22 protein-coding genes are annotated in these 24,537 nt (G+C 61.6%); 9 read left to right on the plus strand and 13 right to left on the minus strand.

Annotated elements, in window-relative coordinates; all coding sequences use genetic code 11:
• Positions 1 to 219: 219 nt before the first annotated feature.
• Together AC0L14_RS25005 and AC0L14_RS25010 are read right to left on the minus strand one after the other, a co-directional pair.
• Positions 220 to 711 (minus strand): hypothetical protein, encoded by a 492-nt coding sequence (locus AC0L14_RS25005; protein ID WP_258117765.1) that lies wholly within the window; start codon positions 709 to 711, stop codon positions 220 to 222.
• Positions 712 to 1,255: 544 nt separating this feature from the next.
• The gene (locus AC0L14_RS25010) at positions 1,256 to 1,414 is read right to left on the minus strand and encodes a hypothetical protein (RefSeq protein WP_258117762.1); all 159 of its coding nucleotides are present in this window, start codon (positions 1,412 to 1,414) and stop codon (positions 1,256 to 1,258) included.
• A 112-nt stretch (positions 1,415 to 1,526) separates the two neighbouring features.
• On the opposite strand from AC0L14_RS25010, the gene AC0L14_RS25015 reads away from it, so the two are divergent.
• Together AC0L14_RS25015 and AC0L14_RS25020 are read left to right on the plus strand one after the other, a co-directional pair.
• Complete coding sequence (locus AC0L14_RS25015; protein ID WP_258117761.1) at positions 1,527 to 1,706, plus strand: DUF3606 domain-containing protein; 180 nt, start codon at positions 1,527 to 1,529, stop codon at positions 1,704 to 1,706.
• Between the two features lie 121 nt (positions 1,707 to 1,827).
• Positions 1,828 to 2,292 (plus strand): hypothetical protein, encoded by a 465-nt coding sequence (locus tag AC0L14_RS25020; RefSeq protein ID WP_473489897.1) that lies wholly within the window; start codon positions 1,828 to 1,830, stop codon positions 2,290 to 2,292.
• On the opposite strand, the gene AC0L14_RS25025 is transcribed toward AC0L14_RS25020, so the two are convergent.
• Complete coding sequence (locus AC0L14_RS25025; RefSeq protein ID WP_473489896.1) at positions 2,293 to 2,682, minus strand: hypothetical protein; 390 nt, start codon at positions 2,680 to 2,682, stop codon at positions 2,293 to 2,295. It abuts the gene before it with no gap.
• A gap of 296 nt (positions 2,683 to 2,978) precedes the next feature.
• Between AC0L14_RS25025 and AC0L14_RS25030 the strand changes: the two genes are divergently transcribed.
• Positions 2,979 to 3,401, plus strand: a complete 423-nt coding sequence (locus tag AC0L14_RS25030) for an ATP-dependent DNA ligase (RefSeq protein WP_473489895.1) — start codon at positions 2,979 to 2,981, stop codon at positions 3,399 to 3,401.
• Here AC0L14_RS25030 and AC0L14_RS25035 read toward each other — a convergent pair.
• Positions 3,336 to 3,785 carry a hypothetical protein gene (locus AC0L14_RS25035; protein WP_473751063.1) on the minus strand — a complete coding sequence of 150 codons (450 nt, stop codon included), beginning with the start codon at positions 3,783 to 3,785 and terminating at the stop codon, positions 3,336 to 3,338. The genes AC0L14_RS25030 and AC0L14_RS25035 overlap by 66 nt on opposite strands.
• A gap of 37 nt (positions 3,786 to 3,822) precedes the next feature.
• Between AC0L14_RS25035 and AC0L14_RS25040 the strand changes: the two genes are divergently transcribed.
• Complete coding sequence (locus AC0L14_RS25040) at positions 3,823 to 4,164, plus strand: hypothetical protein (protein ID WP_473637655.1); 342 nt, start codon at positions 3,823 to 3,825, stop codon at positions 4,162 to 4,164.
• A gap of 675 nt (positions 4,165 to 4,839) precedes the next feature.
• Here AC0L14_RS25040 and AC0L14_RS25045 read toward each other — a convergent pair.
• From AC0L14_RS25045 to AC0L14_RS25060, 4 genes are all read right to left on the minus strand, one after another.
• Entirely contained in the window at positions 4,840 to 6,099 is a 1,260-nt protein-coding gene (locus AC0L14_RS25045) for an O-antigen ligase family protein (RefSeq protein ID WP_473751064.1), read from the minus strand.
• A complete protein-coding gene (locus AC0L14_RS25050) occupies positions 6,096 to 7,631 on the minus strand; it encodes an undecaprenyl-phosphate glucose phosphotransferase (protein WP_473751065.1) in 1,536 nt (511 codons plus the stop codon). The genes AC0L14_RS25045 and AC0L14_RS25050 overlap by 4 nt, the downstream gene beginning before the upstream one ends.
• Positions 7,632 to 7,738: 107 nt before the next feature.
• Positions 7,739 to 8,869 carry a glycosyltransferase family 4 protein gene (locus tag AC0L14_RS25055; RefSeq protein WP_473751066.1) on the minus strand — a complete coding sequence of 377 codons (1,131 nt, stop codon included), beginning with the start codon at positions 8,867 to 8,869 and terminating at the stop codon, positions 7,739 to 7,741.
• A 5-nt stretch (positions 8,870 to 8,874) separates the two neighbouring features.
• On the minus strand, positions 8,875 to 9,438 hold the full coding sequence (locus AC0L14_RS25060; protein ID WP_095495842.1) for a polysaccharide biosynthesis/export family protein: 564 nt from the start codon (positions 9,436 to 9,438) through the stop codon (positions 8,875 to 8,877).
• Between the two features lie 349 nt (positions 9,439 to 9,787).
• Between AC0L14_RS25060 and AC0L14_RS25065 the strand changes: the two genes are divergently transcribed.
• Positions 9,788 to 11,974 carry a GumC family protein gene (locus AC0L14_RS25065; protein WP_473751067.1) on the plus strand — a complete coding sequence of 729 codons (2,187 nt, stop codon included), beginning with the start codon at positions 9,788 to 9,790 and terminating at the stop codon, positions 11,972 to 11,974.
• A 25-nt stretch (positions 11,975 to 11,999) separates the two neighbouring features.
• Here the strand turns inward: AC0L14_RS25065 and AC0L14_RS25070 are convergent, their stop codons facing one another.
• Entirely contained in the window at positions 12,000 to 13,229 is a 1,230-nt protein-coding gene (locus AC0L14_RS25070) for a GNAT family N-acetyltransferase (protein ID WP_473751068.1), read from the minus strand.
• Between the two features lie 91 nt (positions 13,230 to 13,320).
• Between AC0L14_RS25070 and AC0L14_RS25075 the strand changes: the two genes are divergently transcribed.
• Together AC0L14_RS25075 and AC0L14_RS25080 are read left to right on the plus strand one after the other, a co-directional pair.
• On the plus strand, positions 13,321 to 14,376 hold the full coding sequence (locus tag AC0L14_RS25075) for a polysaccharide deacetylase family protein (protein WP_473751069.1): 1,056 nt from the start codon (positions 13,321 to 13,323) through the stop codon (positions 14,374 to 14,376).
• A 456-nt stretch (positions 14,377 to 14,832) separates the two neighbouring features.
• Positions 14,833 to 19,443: an nSTAND1 domain-containing NTPase gene (locus tag AC0L14_RS25080; protein ID WP_473751070.1), complete on the plus strand. Its 4,611-nt coding sequence runs from the start codon at positions 14,833 to 14,835 to the stop codon at positions 19,441 to 19,443.
• A gap of 444 nt (positions 19,444 to 19,887) precedes the next feature.
• Here the strand turns inward: AC0L14_RS25080 and AC0L14_RS25085 are convergent, their stop codons facing one another.
• The gene (locus tag AC0L14_RS25085) at positions 19,888 to 20,106 is read right to left on the minus strand and encodes a DUF2842 domain-containing protein (protein WP_029353452.1); all 219 of its coding nucleotides are present in this window, start codon (positions 20,104 to 20,106) and stop codon (positions 19,888 to 19,890) included.
• Between the two features lie 152 nt (positions 20,107 to 20,258).
• On the opposite strand from AC0L14_RS25085, the gene AC0L14_RS25090 reads away from it, so the two are divergent.
• On the plus strand, positions 20,259 to 21,350 hold the full coding sequence (locus AC0L14_RS25090) for a COX15/CtaA family protein (protein ID WP_473528371.1): 1,092 nt from the start codon (positions 20,259 to 20,261) through the stop codon (positions 21,348 to 21,350).
• Here AC0L14_RS25090 and AC0L14_RS25095 read toward each other — a convergent pair.
• From AC0L14_RS25095 to speB, 3 genes are read right to left on the minus strand one after another with little or no spacing between them, the layout of a single operon-like run.
• Positions 21,340 to 22,179, minus strand: coding sequence for an aminoglycoside phosphotransferase family protein (locus AC0L14_RS25095; RefSeq protein ID WP_473751071.1), 840 nt, complete (start codon positions 22,177 to 22,179; stop codon positions 21,340 to 21,342). The two genes, AC0L14_RS25090 and AC0L14_RS25095, sit on opposite strands and share 11 nt — an antisense overlap.
• A complete protein-coding gene (gene argC / locus AC0L14_RS25100; protein WP_473751072.1) occupies positions 22,180 to 23,112 on the minus strand; it encodes an N-acetyl-gamma-glutamyl-phosphate reductase in 933 nt (310 codons plus the stop codon). It lies immediately after the preceding gene.
• A 23-nt stretch (positions 23,113 to 23,135) separates the two neighbouring features.
• Positions 23,136 to 24,143, minus strand: a complete 1,008-nt coding sequence (speB, locus tag AC0L14_RS25105; RefSeq protein WP_473751073.1) for an agmatinase — start codon at positions 24,141 to 24,143, stop codon at positions 23,136 to 23,138.
• 182 nt (positions 24,144 to 24,325) lie between these two features.
• Between speB and AC0L14_RS25110 the strand changes: the two genes are divergently transcribed.
• Complete coding sequence (locus AC0L14_RS25110; RefSeq protein WP_165848709.1) at positions 24,326 to 24,493, plus strand: hypothetical protein; 168 nt, start codon at positions 24,326 to 24,328, stop codon at positions 24,491 to 24,493.
• Positions 24,494 to 24,537 lie beyond the last annotated feature (44 nt).

Consider the following 24,537-nt stretch of genomic DNA (forward strand, 5'->3'; position numbering starts at 1 on the left):
CCCGGCAGCAGCGGCGGCAGCGGCAGCCGCGGCGTCAGCGCCACCGGCAGCATCGGTGGCAGCGGCAGCATTGACGGCAGCGGCAGCGTCAGCGGCAGCGGCAGCGTCGGAGGCAGCGGCAGCGTCGCGCGCTGACAACGGCGGGCAATGGCGGCAATGTTAACGCCGGATTCGGCAACGGTGGCGAAGGTCCTGCCGGCGAGATCGAGATTGCCTGAGTCATGACCTGACCGCGATCAGCGCCGCGAACGCATCGCGGGCAGCCTGTCGATGCGGAGCCAGCCGCGCTTCGTGCTCAGCGGGCCAGCTTGCCGGGATGTAGCGGTTGATCGCCGCCTCGACCAACGCACGCGAACCACGCAGATCGCGAACCAGCGCATTGGCCTCAACCTTTCGCCGACCTTGACTGGCGATGTAGTTCTGGACGTAGGGCTTGCGGTGATCGGGGTGACCCGGATCGCCGAGGTCCTTGCCGCTGCCGGTCTCCAAGTTCTCGATCCAAGGCAGGCCGAGGTCGTCGATCTGCTCGCGCGTCAGACCGATGCGCTCGACGCGGATCGGCGACGGATCGAAGTCGACGCCCTTGACGTTGGCGCAGTCCATCAGGTTCGACTTGATGACATCGGAGATCAGCAGGCCAGCGGGATCGTGGTCGCCGACGTAGAGCAGCACGCACTTCCGCACGGCTTCGTGGTGGGTCTTGAACCGCATCAGCATTCGGCGGCGCAGGTTGATGTCGGCGAAGCCCTTGCTGGGTCAAGGGGTCGTCGGTTCGAATCCGGCCACTCCGACCATTAAATCCTTGAGATCCCTAGTTTTTATTGAAGGCGCTTCTGGCGCCTTTTCCATTTTCGGAACGAAAGGCGCTCAAATCGCCCGTTTTCGGAACCCGGAGTCCCGAAAAGTCCCGAAGTGAAAGCCCGAATGTTCTGCATTCGTGGGCCTCGGCTACTCCGAATCTAGCCTGCGTAACTCCTCTAAGGGAACCCGAAATGCGTATCCTTTCTGTTGTGCTCGCCACCAACCTGGTCTGTTGTGCTCGCCACCAACCCTGGCGACGCGCGTTTTCCGGGCGTCGCCAAGTTCGATGCAGAGATCACGGCCGCCTCGAGCGCCATCCACGAAGCCCCCTATGACCACTTCCCACACCGTCACCATCGGCGACGGCACCGTTCAAGCTCGCCGCATAAGTTGGAACGAATTCTGGAAGATCAGGCCAGACTTGAAGCCCGCGAATGACGATGAGCAAGCGCCCCTATGGCGGCTCGCCGAACTCTGCTTCGTCGCTTGCCGTCGGGCGATGCTCGTCATCGACAGGCGGCGATAGCAACGCTTCGGCTTCGGCGCGGCCGTATTCTCTACCAATTTGGAATGCCGCGTAGAGGGCGCCTGCAACGAGCAACAGTCTAAGCATAGTTGTCTCCCTTAGGCGGTAGAAACCATGCGGCCGGCAGATAGTTCCACATGGGTGGAACCTCAACGTTCGACACTCGTTGCCACTGACCGTGGAGCAAGGAGGCGCAGAGGTGGCCCGAAAGAAATCGACCGATACGAGCCGGGTCAAGAAAGGTGCAGAGCTTGAGGTTGAGCACTTGACGGAGGTCACAGACGTGACGCCGAAACAAGCGCGAGCCCTGCTTCGCAAGCACGGGGCCGACTGGCAAAAGCTAAGAGAAGAAGCCGAGATCCAGAAGGAAGACGACTAGGGGCCTTCTGATCCTTGGCTGGCGCGTTTGATTTTTCTACCGACACGCACTTTGCGGAAACGGACTGCCCGGCCTGGCCGGTTCACCACCATCCTGGCGGATGACTTCATGGGGAAATCCAATGTCTTTCAAACAGCTCGATCGACTTGCGCTCGAGGCCGGTATCGCTGTTGATGACAATCGTAGAAAGCCCGAGACCGATGAGATCGAATGGTCGCCATGCCGCGTCAAACGTCCCCTAGGAACGCCTATCACTCGCTCGGGAGACGGCCCTTCACCGGAGCAATTTATCGCGTCGGGTTTGGCTTGGTATGCCGGCGAGCCACGCGAAGCAGCCAATGACAACTGGCCGCTCGCGAAGGTGCTGCGCCGGAACGGCTTAGATCACTGCCTTACATTGGCCGAACGATATCTTGAAGAGTTTCAAATCGCCCATCGTTATGAACTCTGGGTCCGCTGCCTCGACAGCGCGGCCGACGGCCTGTTCGAGCACCCTGACCGCACGCTGCATTTGTTGCATGGGGGAGGCTGTCGCGTCGGATCCTCCGGATCATCCAGCTTAAAATCGTACCTTAGGCGTGTGTAGTCATTTGAAAGAGTGCGCGAGTGGATGAACTTCTCCACGGCCTTTGGCACCACAAGCCCGAGGCTTGCTCTCATCAAGCATTTTGCCGAAATGGTGCTGGTACTCGCGGACTTCATCCGGCGTTTTGCCCTGGAGCAGAAGGAAGCACCGGAGATAGTTTTCTAGCGCCTGGAAGTAGAGAAACGTTCTCGGGTGATCGGACAGGCTTGGCCCGATCTGTGGGACCACTAGGACATCGGCGTTCAACCTGTAGGTTTTGGCGAAGATGAACACGCCATAGGGCGTCATATCGGCGCCGTAGACCGTCTTTGGCTCTTTCGCTGCAACATCCCCCATGGCTAGGAAGATGCCGCTTTCGAGCCGCGAGGGCAAGACGAGCCGCAAGGGCAAGACGGGCTTCCGCCCGGACGAGGCGAGGCCTGTTCCATCAAAGTCCAACGACTGGGAAAACGCACTGGAAAGCACGTGCAGTAACAGTTGATTCAACCATTACTGGTATTTTGGAGGAGTGTGGTAGCGGCTCCGACAGTGGCGCGGGAAGGCGAATTGCCGGAGCCGCCAGCGCAGCCCGTTTGGGGTTTAGACCGCGCCGTCCTGTTCTGGGACAGCGCGGTCAACGATTCATTAAAATTTTCCGGAACTAATTAAGAGCATGCTAATTGAATCGCGGTTTTGCGAGTCAATGCATGCGTTTGAAGTTTGTCCCGCCACTAATGCCGACCTTGGTCGACAAGCCGCCCAAAAGTGACGATTGGCTTCATGAAGCTAAGTTCGACGGCTACAGGTCACAAATCATCATCGAAAACGCGGACATTCGCATTTTCACCCGGCGCGGCCTTGATTGGACTGCCAAATACCGCGACCTAGCGACGGCGGCCAAGACGATGGACGTCGAGAGTGCCATTATCGACGGCGAAATCATCGTCTTGAACGAGGATGGTATTTCGCTGCGAAGAGAGCGGGAAAAGCAAATCTTAAACCAAGTTAAGCTTGGTCCGCGCGGTCTAAGCATGATCCTGCTTTGCGCAAAATTCAAGCCATCTCTAATATGGGTAGTTGGTCAGTTTGAAATCCAAAAGCCGGAAGTAGATCTCATCCGGCTGGATTGAACTTGTGCCATTGGGCGCGAAGAAGCACGTCCATCTGAATCTGTGATAGGCCTCGAACTTCATATGGGGAATGATCGTTCGATAAAACGTCGTTAGCCGTTCGCAGATATGGTATCGATCATCAGGCGAGGTCTGGACACGCTCTCTGGGGATAAACCACTCCGCTTCCTGGGTTTCATTCAAGTAAGCGGGGCGCGGCAGCCTGACGAAATAGCCGTCTTTAGTCATCCTGACGTCGTTGGAATCGATCGGGTGGCAATCCTTGTTTCCGCAGCAGTCATAGTGAAGAACGGGATCAGTCTTGCCCGTATACCAATCATGGGCGTCTGCATCGCCGGGCAGCACAAGCCACGCCAATGCAATGTGTCCCAGCAACTGTCTCATGGAACTAGCCCCTCACCATTTTGCGTATAGCATATTAGTGAGAGCTAATCATAGCGCTGAAAGTTGCATTGATTTCACGCAGAGGTCGACGAAGCTCGACATCGAGGCGCTGACTGACAGGCTCGGCCGTGACCACGGCTCGATGCATGACGACCTGGTCGGGCTCTTTATCTGCTCAAATTGCAAGGCTGCCGGCCGTGTCCGCCGGCAGGTGTTCTTCACATGCATTCCTGACTACGAAGGCCAGCAGCGGGCGCGCAATCGCGACTGGAAGCCGACCTTCGAAAGTGAAGGGCTCGAAACGCGGGAACCTTTCATCCGCGAGCCGCTTTGTGTGCATGTCCCAAGCCGTGCAACCACCCATATTGCCAAAGGGTAGCCCAGATCGGGACGTCAACTGTGAAGTCGCCTTGGAAGTCGCATTTGCAGCCCTGGTGACCGCCTCGGAAGCGCAGGGGTGGACGCCGCGCGAAACGGCTGCAGCCCTACTTAAAATCGCAACGGAGCATGCCCAGCGGTTCAGGCTTGTGCCGGCTGAGCCGCCAAGGTGGCGAACGCGAAGAGGTATGTTGATCGCGTGTGCCGCGCTCGTGTTTTTGCTGTGTGCGGCCATCGTTTGGTGGGGTGCTTAGATGACGATCAACGTTTCGCCCCCGGTACGGCCGTTGCCGCGGTCGTGTTGATGGCGTTGCCGCCTAGACGTTAGATTGCGCGACGCTCGCCTAAGTTCATCCGGCCAGCGCCATGCCGACGGCTATGCCTATGCCCATCACCAGCCCTGCTGCGAGTTCGCGCTATATTCGACGGCAATGGCTAAGACCACCACTCGCTACGCCTACGTGCTGAACGAAGAGGTGGCCGCAGCGATGGACTTGCTCCAAAACGATGCCGCGAAGTCCCGAAAAAAGCCCGAACTAGGAAGGGGAAAACGGCATAACGCGATGACTTTAAATAGAAATCCGCGTTGCGTCCAATTTCCGCGGGGTCAAGGGGTCGCCGGTTCGATTCCGGCGACTCCGACCATTTCAAACCTTAGACTTGCCCCAGAAAACCATCATCCCTTAGCCGCCGGCGCAGGCAGCGCCACCAGCCGCAACTGCCGCTGATGGCGGTATTCCAGCGCGATGGCGCCCCAGATCAGTCCGAGCAGCAGATAGACGTGGCGCCAGTGATCGATGTCGATGAAGGTGCCCAGCGCGATATTGCCGATGAAGGCGACATAGGCGCACAGAAGGTAGGGCTGCCACGGCCTGTCGCGCAGGAGAATGCGGAAGCCGGCTGATATCGTCCAGCAGGTCAGCGTCAGGAACGACACGAAGCCGAGCCAGCCATAGTCCAACAGCATCTTTAGCCAGATGTCGTGTGTGTCCTCGCCGAACATCGTGCCGAAGACGAGCGGGCCGATGCCGAGCGGATGCTCCAGCGCCATCTGGAAACCGATCGTGTAGCGGGCGAAACGGCCGAGGCGGGCGGTATCGTAGCTTTGTTCCAGTTGGGCGCGGCTGGAGAACATCTCCGAGACGCCCGGCAGTTGCAGGATGACGAGCATCGCGATGACCAGCAGCGAGATGGCGGCGATGGCCATGACGACGACACGCAGCCGGAACATGACGCTGGCGCTCTGCAGGAACAGAGCGCCGGTGAGCAGGATCGCCGAAACGCCGAACATGCCCCAGGCGCCGCGCGAGAAGGAGAACAAAATGCCGGCCGTGATGATCAGCAGCGGCGCCGCCAGCAAGGGCATGCGTGAGACGGGGCTCGTCAGCAGGAGATAGAGCAGGTAGATGCCGGGCAGCACCAGGAACGGCCCGAACACGTTCGGATCCTGGAACGCGCCGGTGGCGCGGTCGTATTTGGTGAAGATCTCCGCCGCCGGGAAGGCATGGAAATAGCCTGCTATGCCGAGCAGCGAGGTCAGCACCGCCGACATCACATAGGCCAGGAAGATCACCCGGTAGAGATTGGGCTGGACTGATGTCACCGAGGCGAAGAACACCGCGGTGAAGGCGAGGAACAGCGACACGGAGAGATAGAGCGGGATGTTGGCAATGTCCGACATCTGGGTCATCGAGATCATGCCGCCGATGTTCATGACCACCAGCAGCACCAGCAGCGGCGCCGCCGCGCGCGATATGCGCAGGCCAAACAAGCACCACACGGTGATCAGCCCGACCATGTAGAGGTCGTATGGCGCCGGCTCGGCGATGACGAAGCCGGACAGGAAGACGCCGAGGAAAACCGCGCCCGACGCAATCAGCGCGATCAGCTTGGCTTTGACGGCAGCCGGCGGCAGTTCATGCGTGACTGCGCTCAATAGGCATTTTCCGTATTGAGCAGCCGGATCGGTGTCAGGAACAGAATCCTCAGATCGAACAGCAGCGACCAGTTTTCGATATAATAGAGGTCGTATTCCGTCCGCACGCGGATCTTCTCGTTGCTATCCATCTCGCCGCGCCAGCCGTTGATCTGCGCCCAGCCGGTAACGCCGGGCTTGACCTTGTGGCGTGCGAAATAGCCGTCGACCACCTCATTGTAGAGAAGGTTGTGCGATTGCGCGGCAATGGCATGCGGGCGCGGCCCAACCAGCGACAGCGAACCGAAAAGCGAATTGAAGAACTGCGGCAACTCGTCGATCGAGGTCTTGCGGATGAAGCGGCCGACTCGGGTGACGCGCGGGTCGTTCTTGGTCACCGTCTGCTTGGCCGTCGGGTCCGCCTTGTCCGTGTACATCGAACGGAACTTGTAGACCTCGATGATCTCGTTGTTGAAGCCATGCCGCTTCTGGTGGAACAGCACCGGTCCCTTGCTGTCGAGCTTGATGGCGATCGCGGTCACCAACATGACCGGGGAGAACACGATGATGCCGATGATCGAGAAGACGATGTCGAAGGCGCGCTTGGCGACCGAATCCCAGTCGTTGATCGGTTTGTCGAAAATATCGAGCATCGGCACGGAGCCGATGTAGGAATAGGCGCGCGGCCGGAACTGCAGCGCGTTCGAATGCGCCGAGAGCCGGATATCGACCGGCAGCACCCACAGCTTCTTCAAAAGCTGCAGGACACGCGATTCGGCGGTCAGCGGCAGCGATACGATCAGCATGTCGATGCGGGCGATGCGGGCGAACTCGATGAGCTCGGAAACGGTGCCGAGCTTCGGATAGCCGGCGACGATGGGTGGCGAGCGCTTGTCGCCGCGGTCGTCGAAGATGCCGCAGATGCGGATGTCGTTGTAGGGTTGCTTTTCGACTGAGCGGATCAGGACTTCCGCCGCCGTGCCGCCGCCGACGATGACGGCGCGGCGCTCCATGCGCCCGTCGCGCGCCCAGCGCCGGATCAGCTTCGACATCAGCAGCCTGAGGCCGAAGATCAGCATGAAGCCGACGACGAACCAGGTGCCGAAAAACAGGCGCGAATAGTCTTCCGACATCTTCATGGCGAATGCCGTCAGCGCCATCAAGGCGAAGGTGCCGGCCCAGACCAGCAGGAGACGGCCGAAATTGGCGAGCGGCCGCATCAACGAGACAGCCTGGTAGCAGTCGGTGACGTCGAACAGCACCACGGCGAGGAACGAGGCGGCGGCGATCGTCAGCGGGTATTGCCAGGCGAGATGGCTGAAGAAGCCGACATAGTAGAAATAGACGCAGAGGCCCGACAGGAACAGCAGCGCGAATTCGACCATGCGCAGGACGCCGCTGACCATGATCGGCGACATGGTATCGCGCCGGTATTGCGACGCGACCTGACGGGCGACGTCGTTCATCCCGCCAAGCTTATCGCCGCTGGCCGGGCCGTCGAATTTGCGCACCGCGTCTATCGAAAAGCGGCGTGCGGGATCGATCTCGTTCATGGGTGCATCCGCAAAGCTTTCCCTCAGGTGAATAGCAAAAGAGAGCTAAGAAACCCTTGAAACAACAGGTGGCTTTGGAGAAGCTTTTGGGGCTAGCGCCCTTGGGGCTAACGCTTGAGCGCGGCGAAATAGGCCGTCTCGATCGCGGCGGCCATCACGTCGGCGCCGAATCGCGTCTTGAGGTCGGCGGTGTCGGGCATCACGCTGCTATACGCTTCGGGGTCGGCCAGCGCCGCGCTCATCTTGCCGGCGAGTTCGCGCGGGTCAGGCCGGATCAGGGCAGGGGAACCGGCTCCGAAGATTTCCGGGATGCCGCCGACGGCGGTGGCGATCATCGATTTGCCGGCGGCGAGCGTTTCCAGCACGATGTAGGGCATGGCTTCCGCGCGCGAGGGAACGACAACCAGTTCGGCCAGCGCGAAGGCCTTTCGCGCCGGCATCGGCGGCAGGAAGTGCATATGGCCTTCGAGCCCGAGCCGTTTCACTTGCGCATGGTAGCGCGGCAGGTCGTCGCCGTCGCCGACCATCACCGCTTTCACCGGGCGGCCGAGCCGCGATCCGGCAAGGACCAGCGCATCGATGAAGATGTCCGGTCCCTTGAGGTCGCGCATCATGCCGATATAGAGGACGTCGGCCGCAGTCTGCTCGGTCCGCACCGGCTCGAACTCGGCGGCGCTCAGGCCGTTGTAGACAAGGTTGTTCGGGATGGGCGGTTCGCCGACCTTTCTGCGATATGTCTGCCTTTCGTAATCGGAGACAAACAGAAGATAGTCGGTGAAGCGCGCCATGAACCGTTCGAGCGCGAAGAACAGCTTCCCCGTGGCGGTGGTCTCGTCATAATGAAGAGAGCCGCCGTGAGGCGAATAAAGGCGGGCTACGCGAGACCTTGATACCCGCAACAATGAGCCGAACAGGCGGGCATAAGCGCCACCCTTGGCGCCGTGCCCGTGGAGCACGTCCGGCCGCAATTCCTTGATGATCCCAAATGTGCGCCAGGCCGAGGCGAGGTCGCCCGGTCCGACATGCCGCTGCATCGGCGTACGATGGATGCCGAGCGCCATTGTGCCCTTCATCTGTTCGAACAAATGTTCCTCGAAGTCGCCGCCCGTCGTCGAATCGCAGACGATGCCGACGGCATGCCCGGCGGCGGCCTGCGCCTCGGTCAGGTCGCGCACGTGACGAAAAATCCCTCCGACAGGTGAGCGAAAGCAGTGAACGATCCTGAGTGTGTCCGCCACGTGGACTAGAACAGGCGTTCGCGAACATAGACCGTGTCGCCGGGCAGGAGCGGGTCGGAGGTGGCCACGCGACCGGTCATGACTTTGCCGTTGATGTCGCGGGTGATATCGACGCTTTCCTGGTTGGCGCGGGGACTGAAACCGCCGGCGATGGCAATCGCCTTTTGCACGGTCAGGCCGGGAACATAGGAGTACTGGCCCGCGGCACCGACTTCGCCCATGATGAAGATCGGCCGGTAGCGGTCGATCTCGACCGAAACGTCCGGATCGCGCAGGTAACCCTGGCGTAATTTGTCGGCGATCTCGCCTTCAAGTTGCTGTGCGGTGTGGCCGCGCGCCGGTACGGCGCCGACGAGCGGGATCGACAGGTAACCGGATTGGTCGACGCTGTAGACGTTGGTCAATCCTTCCTGCTCGAACACGGTGACGCGGACCCGGTCGCCGGCGCCGAGGCGATAGGGCTGATCGAGCATTTTATGAAAGGCGGCCGGCGCCGGCCGGTAGCTGGAGCAGCCGGCAAGCAACGACACGGTGAGCAGCGCGCGGAAGAGGGAAGCAGTGCTTTTCATGCCGGACACGTACCTTCGACTGGCCGCTGTTACACCGCGGCAAACTTTGGGAGTCGAGGTCCGTTATCATCCCGTTAGGGTTAATGGCCGGTAAAGGCGCGCGGCCGAAGCGACGAGAGACGGCCGGTTCCGATGCTTTACCTGCCGCTTGCGAGTAAAAACCTAACAGATGCTTACCGCGATATTAACGGCTGAGTTACCATAGTTGTTTACGGTGCATCCTGACCAATGCATGTCGCCCCAAAAGTGCGCAGCGGTTTTGGGGCAACGACATGCATGAAAACAAGAGCTTAAGCGCGTCGCATGAACCTGTTCAACGCGACGTGCTTTAGGTACCGGAGCAGGATGCATGTCCGTTCAATCCGCGGCCGCAGATGTCGACGTCGATCTCAGGCAGCTCTTCGCAAGCCTTGCGAGGAATTGGCTGCGCATTCTAGTCGTCGCGCTGGTCATAACCGGCCTGGCGTTCGCGCTCACCTGGCTCGCCACGCCGCATTACAGGGCCGAAACACGGCTTTTGATCGAAACGCGTGAATCGGTCTATACGCGCCCCGACGGCACCAATGACAACGACAAGCCGATTCTCGACGAGGAAGGCGTGACCAGCCAGGTCGAGGTCATTTCCTCGACCGACATCCTCAAGCAGGTGGCGCAGAAGCTCAATTTGTCGCGGCTTGCCGAATTCGACGAGACGGCGGACATGCCGGTACTGAGCCGTCTGCTCCTCATCGCCGGCCTGAAAAGCGACCCCAACGAGATTCCGCCGGAAGAACGCGTGCTGACGAAGATGCGCGAGAAGCTCAACGTCTATCGCGTTGAAAAATCTCGCGTTATCGTCATCGAATTCTCCTCGGAAAATCCCCGGCTCGCTGCTGAAATTCCGAACGCCATAGCCGACGCTTACATCTCCGTCCAGGGCAATGCCAATATCGAATCGAATTCCGCCGCGACCGACTGGCTGGCGCCGGAGATCGCCGACCTGTCGAAGCGGGTGAAGGATGCCGAGGCCAAGGTAGCAAGCTACCGCGCCCAGTCCGATCTTTTGATGGGCGGCAACAATTCGGTGCTCGCCACGCAACAGCTTTCCGAACTGTCCAGCGAACTGTCGCGGGTGCGCGCCAATCGCGCCTCGGCGGAAGCGACTGCCGACAGCGTGCGCAGGGCGCTGCAGAATGGCGGCTCGCTGGATGCGGTACCGGAGGTGCTGTCTTCCGAACTCATCCAGCGGCTGCGCGAGCGGCAGGTCGAGCTCAAGACCAACATAGCCGACCTTTCCACCTCATTGCTCGATAATCATCCGCGCATCCGGGCGCTGAAGTCGCAGCTTGCCGATCTCGACCGCCAGATCCGCAACGAGGCCGAAAAGATCATGAAAGGGCTGATGACGCAGGCGCAGACCGCCCAGGCCCGCGAAAACCAGCTTGTCGCCGACGTCAACACGCTGAAGGCGGCATCGGCGCGCGCCGGCGATCAGCAGGTCGAACTGGACGCGCTGCAGCGCGAAGCGACCGCCCAGCGGCAACTGCTCGAATCCTATCTCACCCGTTACCGCGAGGCGTCCTCGCGCAAGGACAGCAACTATCTGCCGGTCGACGCCCGCGTCTTTTCCCGCGCGGTGGCGCCGTCCGAGCCCTATTTCCCAAAAATCCTGCCGATCACCGGTGCGGCCTTCGTCGGCTCGTTGCTGCTGATGGCGATGGTGACGCTTCTGCAAGAGCTGTTTTCGGGTCGCGCCATGCGGCCGGCCGCCGGCGCCCGCTTCGAGCGGATCGAACAGGTCGCGATGCCGGTTGCCCGCGAACCGTCCAACCGCGAACCGGCCGATATCGAGGACGTCGAGGATCGGGCGGAAGCGCAGGCAGAGCCGGAAGCGGCTGCCGCGGCGCCGGCAACTGCCCCAGCAACTGGCGAGGACGTCGAGCCGGCGCGCCCCACCCTTGGCGAGGTCGAAATCGACAGGGCGGTTGAAAAACTGATCACAAGCGCTGCGGCACGCGCCATATTCGTGTCGCCGGAAGGCGACGAGGCGGCCGCCTCGGCGGTGCTGGTGGCGCGTGAGGTTTCCGACGCTGGCCTGCGTGTGCTCCTGCTCGATCTCACCGCTTCGGGCGCCGCCTCGCGGCCAATGCTGGACAGCGGACTTTTCCCGGGCATCACCAATCTGCTCGCCTCCGAAGCGCAGTTCAGCGACGTGATCCACCCCGATCTCTATTCGGACTGCCACGTCATTCCCGTCGGCACCGCCGCTCCGGTCCGCGCCATGCGCGCCGCCGACCGCCTGCCGATCATCATGCAGTCGCTGACCACCGCCTACGATCTGGTCGTGGTCGAATGCGGACCCGCAGACGCGCAAGGCATCAGCCGCCTTGTCGGCGAGGACACCGAGGTCTTCCTGTCGCTGCTGGAGCCGGACGACGAGGTGGCTCAGGCCGCAGTCGAACTGATCGAGAGCGGCTATCCCGACCTGACGCTGGTGACGCCGGTCGGCCACGAGACGCCAGGGACGCCGATACCCGGACGGCGCTCCGCCGCCTGAGACGTCCCGGAAATCTCGGCAGCGATCAGCTGTCTTCTTCGCCCGCCGCAGGTGCTGCCTGTCCGGCGGTCCTGCGGCGCAGCATCTTGGTCAGCTTCCAGATCGTCGGGCTGTTCTTGATGACGGCTTTCAGGCGCGCGCCTTGCCGCAGGACGAACACCAGCGCGCGGCCCTTCATCGTCAGCGGAATCAGGACCTCGAAATGCTGGGTCTCGATATCGCACCACAGCCGCTTGTAGGGTTCGTCGCCGACCGAGAAATCATAGACATCGAACCCCCTCTCGCAGGCTTCCTCGATGTTGTCGAAGAACAGGAAGTCGCCGGGGCTGGCATGGGCGACGTCGTCGTCGGCGATCGCTCCGAACTCGCAGATCAGGCGTTTTCCCGAGCGGCTCGATCCGGTGACGGCGCGAAGCTTGCCCGCGACTTCGAGCCCGTGCAGCACGAAGGACGGCGTGTCGTCGGAAAGCGCTTCGACGAACAACGCGCGGAAGAAAGCACGAACCTTCGGCTCGCCGAAGACGTTAGCGACGCCCATCTTGCGGAAGCGGAACTCCTTCATCTCGAAAAATGCATCGAGCAGTCGGTTCACCTCGTCCACTGTCTGCGCCTCGATGCGGCGGTGGCTGCCGACGGCTTCTAACTTGCGCGCCTGCGAGCGGTGCCTCTTGCGCCTGCGCTTGCCGCTCGCGCGGGAGAGCAGCGCATCAAAACCTCCCGCCAAGTCGACGGCCAGCGACAGGTTGGGGCTGGGAAAATGCGGGAGGGATAAAAGCGGATTGGCAATGCCGTCGAGATCGGGCAGCAGCCGTTCCAGTGCGACGAGGTCGATGTCCGGCCGCGCCCTGGCGATCGCCGCCAGCATCGAGCGGACTGCCGCGCCATCCGCCTTGGTCAGCCAAGACGGATCGGCGGCGGCGAAATTGCCGTTGGCATGGCGGCCGCCCATGAAACGGGCGACGCGGAACGGACCGCGGCTGGTGACTTCCAGCGCCAACGAAAAAGCCGGTCGGCCGTCAGCGTTCAGCGTCACTAAGACGGTGTTCGCTTCGGCATATCTGGCCCAGTTCAGGATCCAGGCCGGGCTTTGCGCCGGCGCGAACAGCGCCGAACCGAAGAACTCGGCATAGCCCGCAAGTGCCGCACCGTCGGCGACCGAGACCGACAGGCCGGCATGATCCGCAGGCAACGCGCGCGGCGCCGCCTCCATTGCTTCGAGCCGATTGCCGTCAAATGACGCGGTGGCGTCAACCATACCTCAATCCTTTAAGGCGTATTCACCGCGATTGGGGGCTCGCATAGGCGCATTCCGTGCTTGGATGAGCCTAGGCGCAAAAGGTGAATGAATGATCGACGGGGGCGAGGCGATCCGGAAACTGGCGCTCAACGTCGTCCGCTATACCGGTCTTGCCCCGCTGGCCAAGCCGTTTGTCGGCGGCATCGGCGCCATCCTGATGCTGCACCGGGTCACCGCGAGGCCGGAAAAACCTGATAGCGTCAACCGGCATCTCAACATCGCGCCGGAGTTCCTCGACGCCGTGATCGCCGATATGACGGTGAACGGCTATACGTTCGTCACGCTGGACGAAGCGATCGAGCGCATCAAGGCCGGCGGCAAGGATGGCCAGTTCGCGGCGATCACCGCCGACGACGCCTACCGCGACAACATGACCGAGGCGCTGCCGGTGCTGGAAAAGCACGGCGCGCCGGTTGCCATCTATGTCGCGCCGGGGCTGATAAACGGCGCCGCCGATCTATGGTGGGAGGTGGTCGAGGACATCGTCAGCGCGCGCGACCGCTTGATTCTGACAACACCGGACAGTCCGGTGACGATCGACTGCTCGACCCCGGGCAAGAAACTCCAGGCCTTTGCACGCCTGCACGACCATCTGACACTGGAGGTCCGCGAGGAGGACCAGGGCGCGGTGCTGCGCGAATTGGCGCGGTCGAACGGCATCGAGCGAGACGCGCGCCAGAGCACTTTGATGAACTGGGACGAGATCCGCGCCATGGCAGGGCATCCGCTGGTGACGATCGGCGCGCACACCGTCAATCATCGCAATCTGAAGCGGCTTCCCGAAGCCGATGCGCGGCACGAGGTCGACGACGTCAGGCGCATCTTGCAGGCCGAACTCGGCAAGGCGCCGCGCCATTTCGCCTATCCCTATGGCTATGCCAGCGCCGTTGGCGACCGCGAAGTCGGCTTTGCCCGCGACGCCGGCTATGCCTCGGCGGTGACAACACGCCACGGCGTGCTGCGCGCCGAACATGCCGGCTTCCTCCACGCGCTGCCGCGCATTTCGCTCAACGGTCGCTATCAGAGCGTTGCCCATATCCGCACGATGCTGTCGGGTGTGACGACGCCGCTGGCCAATGCCGGCAAGATGCTTGTCACCATCTAAGTGGTGAAAGTCTGACACTTGGTACCGGTGGACGGAAAGAACCGACCCCTTGCGGACCATCCCTGATGGGAGGTCAAGGGAACGTCGTGACCCCTAGCTGCCGTTCCGTGGAACCACCTTGGAAGTCCGGGTCAGGTCAAACCCGGTCGTTTGCGAATGGCAATTTTGAAGCCGTGTGCGAAAACGCGATCTTCGGTTGATAGGCGGGACTTATGCCGGTGTCCCGTTGTCGCAAGTGCGCCACGGGATGGAGGTCCAATGGACGATCAATAAAACTAGAATTATGCTGGTAGTGGCAGAACCGACTGGGATTGGACTTCTCCGCTACAAAGGCGGAAACTGTGCGTTGAGGTCAAAAGGAATAATTGCCAACGCCGTCCTTCGGGTAAGCTTGGTGCCTCCCTCCTCATCGGCTGCCATTTCCTTTAGGATGCTTCAGGATTGCGGGAGCTGGCTATGGCCGTGGATCGCGTTCAGCGCAGAATGGCTGCCATCCTTGCAGCCGATGTGGTCGGCTACAGCCGGCTGATAGGCAGGGATGAGGAAGGTACTCTTGCGACCCTGAGAGCCTATCGCCAGATCATTGACCGGCTGATTGTGCACCATGAGGGACGGGTGTTCGGCAGCGCCGGAGACAGTGTCATCGCGGAGTTCGCAAGCCCTGTCGAGGCGCTGCGGTGTGCCACCGAAATCCAGTTAGAAATCGATAGACAGAACGCCGACCTCCCCGAGCCAGGCCGCCTGCGATTTCGCATCGGCATCAACCTCGGCGATGTCGTCGTAGAGGGTGACAACCTCATGGGCGACGGCGTCAACGTCGCCGCGCGTTTGGAACCGTTATCACGGCCGGGCGGAATATGTGTCTCCGAGGCGGTCTATGCGCAGGCTCGCGATCGGCTTTCGCTCGATTTCATCGATCTTGGCGAGCACAAGGTGAAGAATATCGCCCGGCCAGTGCACGTCTATCGTGTACCCCTCGCTTCGGAGGAACAGGTCAGGTCGCCTTTTCGCGGTCTCGACGTCTTCGAATTTGAAAACGCCGACCTCTTTTTCGGCAGAGCGCGGGCGATCACTGCTTGCACCGAAAGGCTGGAGCAGCTGGCAGCCAACGGCAAAGCATTTTTGCTCATCTACGGGATGAGCGGCTCCGGCAAGTCTTCTCTTCTGCGCGCGGGGCTGATGCCTTCAATCACCCGACCCGGCGCAGTGGTAGGCATCAGTTTGTGGCGCCGTTGCCTGATCCGCCCGTCCGAAGGGCCTGATGCTGTCGCCTCGTTGACCGCGGGACTGCTTCGCGAAGGTGCTTTGCCCGAGTTGGCTCTCGAACTGACAGCGGCAGAGCTGACTCAACTCTGTCGAAGCGCTCCCGATCGCGCGATGACTCTGATCCGCCAGGCACTCGGCAAAGCAGCCACTGCCGCTGGCTCGGTCCCTTCGCAAATACGATTGCTGATCGCCATCGATCAGACAGAGGAGCTGTTCACGACGGAGAAGGAACCGGCGTCGCGCGAAGCGCTTGTGCGGCTTTTGGCGGCGTTCGCCGGCAGCGGACTGGTCTGGGTGATTGCGACGATCCGGTCGGATTTCTTTCACCGCTGCGGCGAAGTCCGAGGTTTCTCGGCGCTGAAGGACGGCCTCGGCAGCTATGAGCTCTTGCCGCCGACGAGCCCTGAGATCGCCCAGATCATTCGCGAGCCGGCTCGTGCTGCCGCACTCCGCTTCGAGGAGCGCGCCGATCTGGGGCGGCTCGATGATGTGCTGCAGGACGCGGCAGCCGCCGATCCCGGATCGTTGCCGCTTCTCGAATTCGTTCTCGATGCGCTGTACGAGGTAGGCCGGGAGCGCCGGATCCTCACCTTTGCTGCGTATCGTGCGCTTGGCGGCCTCGAAGGGGCGATCGCGCGCCGCGCCGATGAAGTCGTCGACGCGCTCCCGCCCGACATCCAGGAGGCATTGCCGGCGGTGCTGCGCGCTCTCACCACGGTGCGTCCGGGCGATGAAACTGTTACGGCAAGTCCAGTCCTGCTCAGCGAAGTGGCTGGAAAGCCGGCACGATTGGCTCTCGTCGACGCGTTGATCGCCGCCCGGCTCCTCGTCAGTGATGAAGATGCCGCGGGCCATGTCTTCGTCCGCGTGGCCCATGAGGCGCTGCTCAGCCGCTGGCCGCGCGCCAGCGACATTGTCAACGCGAATAGGAGCTTCCTCGAGACGCGGGCTCGGCTCAAGGCTGACGCCCATCGATGGCACTCGGACAACAAGAACCGCGATCTTTTGCTGCCGTCCGGCAAGCGTCTCGCCGAGGGCGAGGAATTGCTGCTGTCGAGACGCCAGGAAGTCGACGATCAAGTCGTTGAATACATCGAGGCGTCCTCACGTGCCCAGAAGGAGAGAGAGGAGAAGGACCGGCAAGCAGAGCGGGCGCTGATCGAGGCTGCTGAAGTAGCAAGACGCGAACGCTTGGAGCGCGAGGCCGACCGGCTCGCGGGAGAAGCTGAGCGTCGGGATCTGGCAGCAACTGCTGCGATACAGCTGGCACGACGTACGCGCTATGCGGCCAGTGTCGCGACGGTGTTGGCTCTCTTGGCTGGAGCAGGCGCATTCATTGGGTTCAGAGGACAGCAGGAAGCAATGCGGCAGGCGGTGCTGGCGCAAATGAGCGCCGACAAGGCCAGGTCGGCCGAGAGGAAGGCCCTTGAGGCGCGCGACCAGGCGCTGCGCAACCAGTCTCTTTCGCTTGCGTTTCTTTCGCAGCAAACCGCAACGAGCGGTAATACTGAGGCTGCGGTTTTGCTGGCGCTCGAAGCGCTGCCGACGGGCACATCTGAGCACAGACGCCCGTACATCGTTGATGCGGAGGCCGCGCTTTACAAGGCTTTGTTAGCGCATCGTCAAACGAGGATCTTCCACCAAGACGCCAGTGTGACACATGCAGCTTTCAATCGGACCGGCGACCGCATTGTCACCTCATCGCATGACGCGACGGCACGCATTTGGGACGCCCTGAATGGTACCGAGACTGCGGTTCTGAAGGGCCACCAAGGCGCCGTTGAGAGAGCCGAGTTCAGCCCGGACGGAAGCCGCGTCATTACAGTTGCTAGAGATGGCACCGCGCGCATCTGGAACGCCACCTCAGGGGAGCAGCTCTTTTTACTTCAGCCGGTCGGCAATTTTCCTACGGCGATTTTCAGCCCAAACGGCACCCGGGTGCTGACAGCGGGGGAGAATAGCGATGCATCACTCTGGGACGCTCAAACCGGAAGGAAAATCCTAAGTGTAGAGAGACGTGGAAGCTCCCTGGCTAGCTTTAGTCCCGATGGCCAAAGCTTCGCAATCGCACAACGCGATCAACGCTCCGTTCTTATCTGGAATGCGGAAGATGGCAAACTGAACCGGACTCTGCCGGTTAACGCTTGGCCGTACAGCGTCGCATTCAGCCCGGACGGAAGCCGGATCCTGATAAGCTCGTGGGGCCCAATTTCATACCCTTTCCTTTCGCATCTTTGGGACGTGTCGAAAGGCATGGAAATTGCGACATTGGCCGGTCACAAGAGCGACACACAATTACAAGGCGTAATGTTCAGTCACGACGGCCGTCGAATTGCGACGGTATCACTCGATGGTAGCGCACGCCTCTGGGACGGAATCTCGGGTAGTTTGCTTGGCGTGCTCGGCCAGGAGTCCTCGGGGCTCAAACTAAGTTACATGGGCCCGGATGAGCGCGATCAGGAGATGAACAGCGTCTTCAGCCAAGACGATCGGTTTTTGGCTGCCGCTTCTCTCAACGGCACGGTTCGTATTTGGGATGTCGAGCGCACGTCGCTGCTCACCACCATCGTCGGCCATGACGCCTTGGTCGAGCACGTGGAATTCAGCCCAGTTAACAACAGCATTCTTCTCACTGCATCGCACGATCGCACCGCTCGGCTCTGGGATATCGACGGGGTTCTGACAACTGCGCTGTCCCATGAATATCCGCCGACCTTTGCGGTCTTTAGTCCCGATAATGTGCACCTTTTGACTGGAGGTGGGGATAGCGCAGCGCACCTGTGGGAGGTTGTAAGCGGACATCAGATAGCCGAGCTTGACACACACGAAACTGTCCAAAGTGCGACGTTCAGCCCTGATGGAAGTCGCGTTGCAACCACATCTCTTGGGGGCCGAGTTCTCGTTTGGGACGTTGCAAGCAGACGCGAGGTCGCGCAGCTCAAATCTCGTGACGGGCTACTTCAAGTTCAATTTAGTCCCAAGGGAGACCTGTTAGCGACGGGTTCGGCTCACGGTACCGCACAGTTGTGGGACGCGGCAAGCGGCGCCGAACTGGCCACCATCAAGACAAGCGGGAAGTTGCCACAGGCGATTTTCGGCCGGGACGGGGATCTCGTCCTTACCGCGACGGACGACAACGCTGCCCACCTTTTGAAGACGGACGGAACTGAATTCAAGGTTCTCATCCGGCATCAGAACCGAATCACCGCGGCCGCTTTCAGTCCAGACGGCCAACTGGTTGTCACGGGTTCACTCGACCGCACCGCGCGGATCTGGTCGATCAAGGACGGAAACAGTGTCGCGACGCTGAAGGGCCACAGCGACGAGCTGACAGCAGTCGCGTTCAGCCAGGACGGTCAGTCTCTCCTAACTGCCTCACGCGATGGGACCGTTCGAATCTGGAGCGTTCCGGTAGGAACAGAAAAGGTCGTTCTCAGGGGTCACAGCGGCGCAGTGGACAGCGCGCAAATCAGTCCTAACGGTTTGTATGTCGTGACGACGTCGTCTCAGGATCGCACGGTCAGGCTCTGGGCGGCGCAGTCGGGGCGCGAGATCGCAGTGCTTGCCAGCCGGGAGGACGAGGCCAACCGACCGGCGCTGATGCGCGCGGCTTTCAATTCCGATGGAACGAGGATCGCAATCGTGTCCGGTGATGATAGCGTCCGAATAATTCGCGCGTTCCAAACACCTCTGGACCTCATTGACTACGCACGTGGGATTGTTCCACGCGAACTGACCGCCTGCGAACGGCGACGTTTCTTCCTTCCTGTCGAAGGTGAAGTTGGCGACTGTCCAAGCTGATCGCTCCAATGCGCTGTCGACCTCACCACGCGATGGTCGGCGTCAGCCGTTCCGAGCTAAGAGCGAATGGCAGTTCTGGCGTTCAAAAATTCCGCCTTGCTGAACCGCAATTTTGAAGCCGGGTGCAAAAAAAGCGATCTTCGGTTGATAAACGGAGCCTATGCCAGCCCACCTTCTCGTACGTGCGCCCTAGAGGAGGTCTAACGGGACGGCCAATCAGCGACGTTTTATGCAGCCAGCGGCAAGGGTGCTAGAGCAAGGGCATTGGTTGAGCGGCCGGGATGCGTCGACTCCCGCCGTTGGATGTTTGTCAACTGAACAGCCGCTTCTGGCGCCGCCTGCGCGTTCCGATCGGCGACACGGAAGGCAGAAAACCACCCTGAGCTGCCCTACGCGTCGGGTAGCAAGCGTCAGGCTTTCACCACTAGTGGCGGCGAGCGAGCGTCAATTCTTCGGCCGCGGGGGCTCCAGGATCAGCCATTTGATGATGCCCATAGCCGGCAGCACCCAGAGCATGCCGCTGAGCAGGAAGAACAGGAAATGCGCCCACGGTCCCGATTCCGCCAGTTGGGCGACCGCCACGATCGATGCGACCAGCGCATAGACGATGACCAGCGCCACCAGCAGGAAGGTTCCGATCAGTTTCTTCAGGCGAATGGGCATTTCGCGATCCGGTTGATCCCTATCGCTTAGGCCCAACGGAAGAGGCACGCAACAGCCAAGAAGCGGCGCGACGGCGTGCCGCGCTGTCCGGTCTTGCCAGCGGGGTTGCGATGGTTCACCAATCCGCGACTGCAACCTGCCGGGACAAGCCTATGGCTGCCATATCAGCTGCCGCGCCTTTCGTGGCCCGCGACCGCGACCTGCGCAACCGGGCGCTGGTGCGCGGCTGGCTCTACGTCGTGCTTCTTGTGCTGTTCGTACTGGTGCTGGTCGGCGGCGCCACCAGGCTCACTGAGTCCGGCCTGTCGATCACCGAATGGAAGCCGATCCACGGCATCATCCCGCCGCTCAACGACGCCGAATGGCAAGAGGAATTCCAGCGCTACCGGCAGATCCCGCAATATGCCGAACTCAACAAGGGCATGAGCATCGAAGCATTCAAATCGATCTTCTGGTGGGAATGGGTGCACCGGATCCTGGCGCGCGGTGTCGGCCTGGTTTTCGCCGTGCCGCTGGTGTTTTTCTGGGCGACGCGCCGCATCGAACGCGGCCTTGGGCCGAAACTATTAGGCATTCTTCTTCTCGGCGGCCTGCAGGGCGCGATCGGCTGGTGGATGGTGGCGTCCGGGCTGGTCGACCGGGTCTCCGTCAGCCAGTACCGGCTGGCCTCGCATCTGACGCTGGCCGCGCTGATCTTCACCGCGACCATGGTGGTCGCGCGTGGATTGGCCCCACACTCCGCGCCCGCCGCCGATCGTTCGACGCAGCGTCTGGCCGGCTTTCTGGTGTTGCTGGCGCTGATCCAGATCTATCTCGGCGGGCTGGTCGCCGGCCTCGATGCCGGCCTGAGCTACAACACCTGGCCGCTGATGGACGGCAAGCTCATCCCCGGCGATCTGTTGATCCTCGAGCCGGCATGGCGCAACTTCTTCGAGAGCCCGAAGACGGTCCAGTTCATCCACCGGCTCGGCGCCTACACGATCTTCGTCGCAGCACTCTGGCACATGATCGCGACGCACCGCCGCCAGCCAGGCACGACGCATGCGCACCGCGCGACGTTGTTGTTTCTGCTGGTGCTGGCGCAGGCCTTGATCGGCATCGGCACGCTGCTGATGCACGTGCCGCTGCACATGGCGCTGATGCATCAGGCATTTGCGCTTGTCCTGCTGGGTTTCGCCGCAGCGCATTGGCGCGGCACCAAGGGCGCTTATCCCATGCCCAACCAGATCGCCGTCAGAGGCTGAGCCGCACAGTCCTGATCGCCGTGGCAATGGATAATTCGCGGCTTTCCTCGATCGCGTTGCCGTCCTCATGATGCCATGACGCCGACAGGCAGCCAAAGGCGATGGCGTGATCCAGAATGGCTGGCGGCGTCTGGCCGAGCGTCTTGGCGAAGATCTCGGCCATGTGGGCAATCCGCCGGGGATCACGGCAAAGATCGTCGCGGTCGAGCGGGTTGTAGAACATGTTCGCCGCATCGAAGCCGGGATCGCCGAGAACGCCCTTCGGGTCGATCGCCAGCCAGCCGCGCGGTCCCAGCATGATGTTGTCGTGATGCAGGTCGCCATGCAGCGGCAGCACGTCGACAGGATCGGCCAGCAGCCGTTCCGCGGTCGCAGCCGCTTCGACATAGAGGCTCTTTTCGCCGGCGTCGCGATCGATCTTCGCATTCTTGAACAGGCTGGAAAACCGTACCCGCAGCGGCTGCAGATCCGGTGGGGCAGGGTGGTCAGATGGCGAGAACAGTCTTGCCATAACTTCGGCCGCGATTGCTGTGGCGGCATTGTCTCCCTGCTCGGCGAGAACCTGTGACAGCAAGGTTTCGCCGGCATATTCGAGCAGCATGCAGTGACCGTCGCGGCCGAGCAGCCGCACCGCGCCTTCGCCGCGCCGCCAGGCGAGAAAATGCTCGCCGCGCAACTCGTCTTCGACGTCGTCGAAAGCTTTGAGGGCCTTGACGATTGCCGGCGAACCGTCCTCGCGAAAAACCTTCCAGATGCGGCTGCTGAACGTCTCGGCAATCAGTTCTGGCGCGTTGACCTTCCAGCGGCTTGGAAATGCCGAAGCGTCCATTCAGGGCTCGAGGCCGAGCATCAGATTCATATTCTGTACGGCAGCACCCGAGGCGCCCTTGCCGAGATTGTCGTAGACGGCGAGCAACAGCGCCTGGGCTCTGTCGTCGTTGGCGAAGACATAGAGCTTCATCCGGTTGGTGCCGTTGTAGATTTCGGGATCGATCTCCGGCACGCGCTCAAGATGCACATAGGGCGCCACCTCGACCACGCCGCCATCGATCGCGGCGAAATGGTCGGCAATCGCCGCATGAAGCTCGGCGCCGGTCGGCACATAGTCGAGGCCGCCGAGCTGCAGCGGCACCACGGTAATCATGCCTTGCGCGAAATTGCCGACCGCAGGCTGCATGATCGGATCATGCGACAGCTTCGCATAGGTCCTGAGCTCCGGCACATGCTTGTGCTGCAGGGTCAGCCCGTAGGGCAGGAATTCCGACGCATCCTCGCCCTTGGCGACATAGTCCTCGATCATCGGCCGGCCGCCGCCCGAATAGCCCGTAATGCCGTTGACGGTGACCGGAAAATCCGGCGGCAACAGCCCAGCCGCCACCAGCGGCCTGAGCGTCGCGATCGGGCCTTGCGGCCAGCAGCCCGGATTGGCGACGCGCTTCGCCCTGGCGATTGTCTTCGCCTGATCCTTGTCCATTTCGGCGAAACCATATTCCCAGCCCTCGGCCACGCGATGCGCGGTCGAGGCGTCGATGACCTTGGTGGTGTCGTTGGTGATCAGCGAGACGCTTTCCTTCGCGGCTGTGTCCGGCAGGCAGAGGATCGCGACATCGGCGGCGTTGAGGAACTCGGCTCTAGCTGCCGGTTCCTTGCGGCGCTCGGTCGGAATGGAGATGATCTCCAGGTCGCCGCGCTCGGCCAGCAGCGCCCTGATCTGGAGACCGGTGGTGCCGTGCTCGCCGTCGATGAAGATTTTCGGTTTCATTGCCTGCCTTTAATTCCTGATAGTTATATGCCGCCTGCCTGATTCAATGCGGCAACGACGTTATTGCCGCTGTTCAGCTCTTCGAGCCGGGCCTTTCGTTCCGCCAGGAGCCCGAGATAGTGCATGGCCACCGTCGACCCGGCAATTGCCGTTATATCGGCGTGATCGTAGGCCGGCGCAACCTCCACGACATCGGCGCCGATGATGTCGACCTGATTGATCTGGCGCAGCACCGACAGAATCTTTGCCGAGGACGGCCCGCCGGCGACCGGCGTGCCGGTGCCGGGCGCGAAGGCCGGGTCCAGGCAATCGATATCGAAGGTGACATAGGCCTTCTTGCCGCCGGTGCGGTCGACGATGGCATAGGCGATATCGGACGCGCGCATTTCCTCGACTTCGTGGCCGTACAGGATCTTGATGCCGAAGGTGTCGGGCGCATGGGTGCGGATGCCGATCTGGATCGAACGGTCGGGGTCGATAATGCCCTCCTTGACCGCACGGCCGACGAAGGAGCCGTGATCGATGCGCTTGCCGTCGTCCGGCCAGGTGTCCTGGTGGGCGTCGAATTGCACCAGAGCCAGCGGGCCGTGGATCGCGGCATGCGCCTTGAGCAGCGGCCAGGTGACGAAATGGTCGCCGCCGAGCGATAGCAGGAAGGCGCCGGATTTCAGGATCTTTGCCGCCTCGCGCTCGATCGTCCCTGGCGTCTTCTGGTGATTGCCGCTGTCGAGCAGGCAATCGCCATAGTCGACCACGGCGAGATGTTCGAACAGATCGCGCGAGAACGGATATTGCGGATCGTTGTCGAGGATGGTCGAGGCGCGGCGAATCGCCTGCGGTCCGAAACGCGCGCCCGGCCGGTTGGTGACGGCGGCGTCGAAGGGGATGCCCCATACCACCGCGTCCGCGCCCTTCACGTCCTTCGTGTATTTGCGTCGCATGAACGACAGCGCGCCGGCATAGGTCGGCTCGAAGGAGGCGCCCGTCCTGGCCCGGGCGGTGAAGGCGTGGTCGATGTTGCTGTTCGGCATGAAGCGATCTCCTGTGCGTCGAGGCGCAACCTTATTGGATATAATTCTCAGAAATGCGACCCCCTCCGAGGCCATGGCCATTCGAGCTCGGTCACAAATTTTTGCTTGCCAGGTGAGCCCGCATGGCAAACCCGGAAATTGCGTAGGTAGGTAAGCATGAATGCAACCGAAAGTAGAAAGCCATGCCCTCATCGGATGGCATCGGCCGGGAGCGGAACAGATATGGGCGCGCGCCACTCGGCCAAACCGACCGCTACGGCGGCGGCATCGATCTCGTCGACCTGATTGCTGGCGACCTGCTGATTGCCGTCGGTTCGAGGTTGCAGAACGGTCGCTTCAGCCGGCATTGACCTGACTTTTCGGCATTTGCGAAGCCGGCTTCGTTCACTGGGCT

The organism is Mesorhizobium sp. WSM4841 (assembly GCF_055811515.1).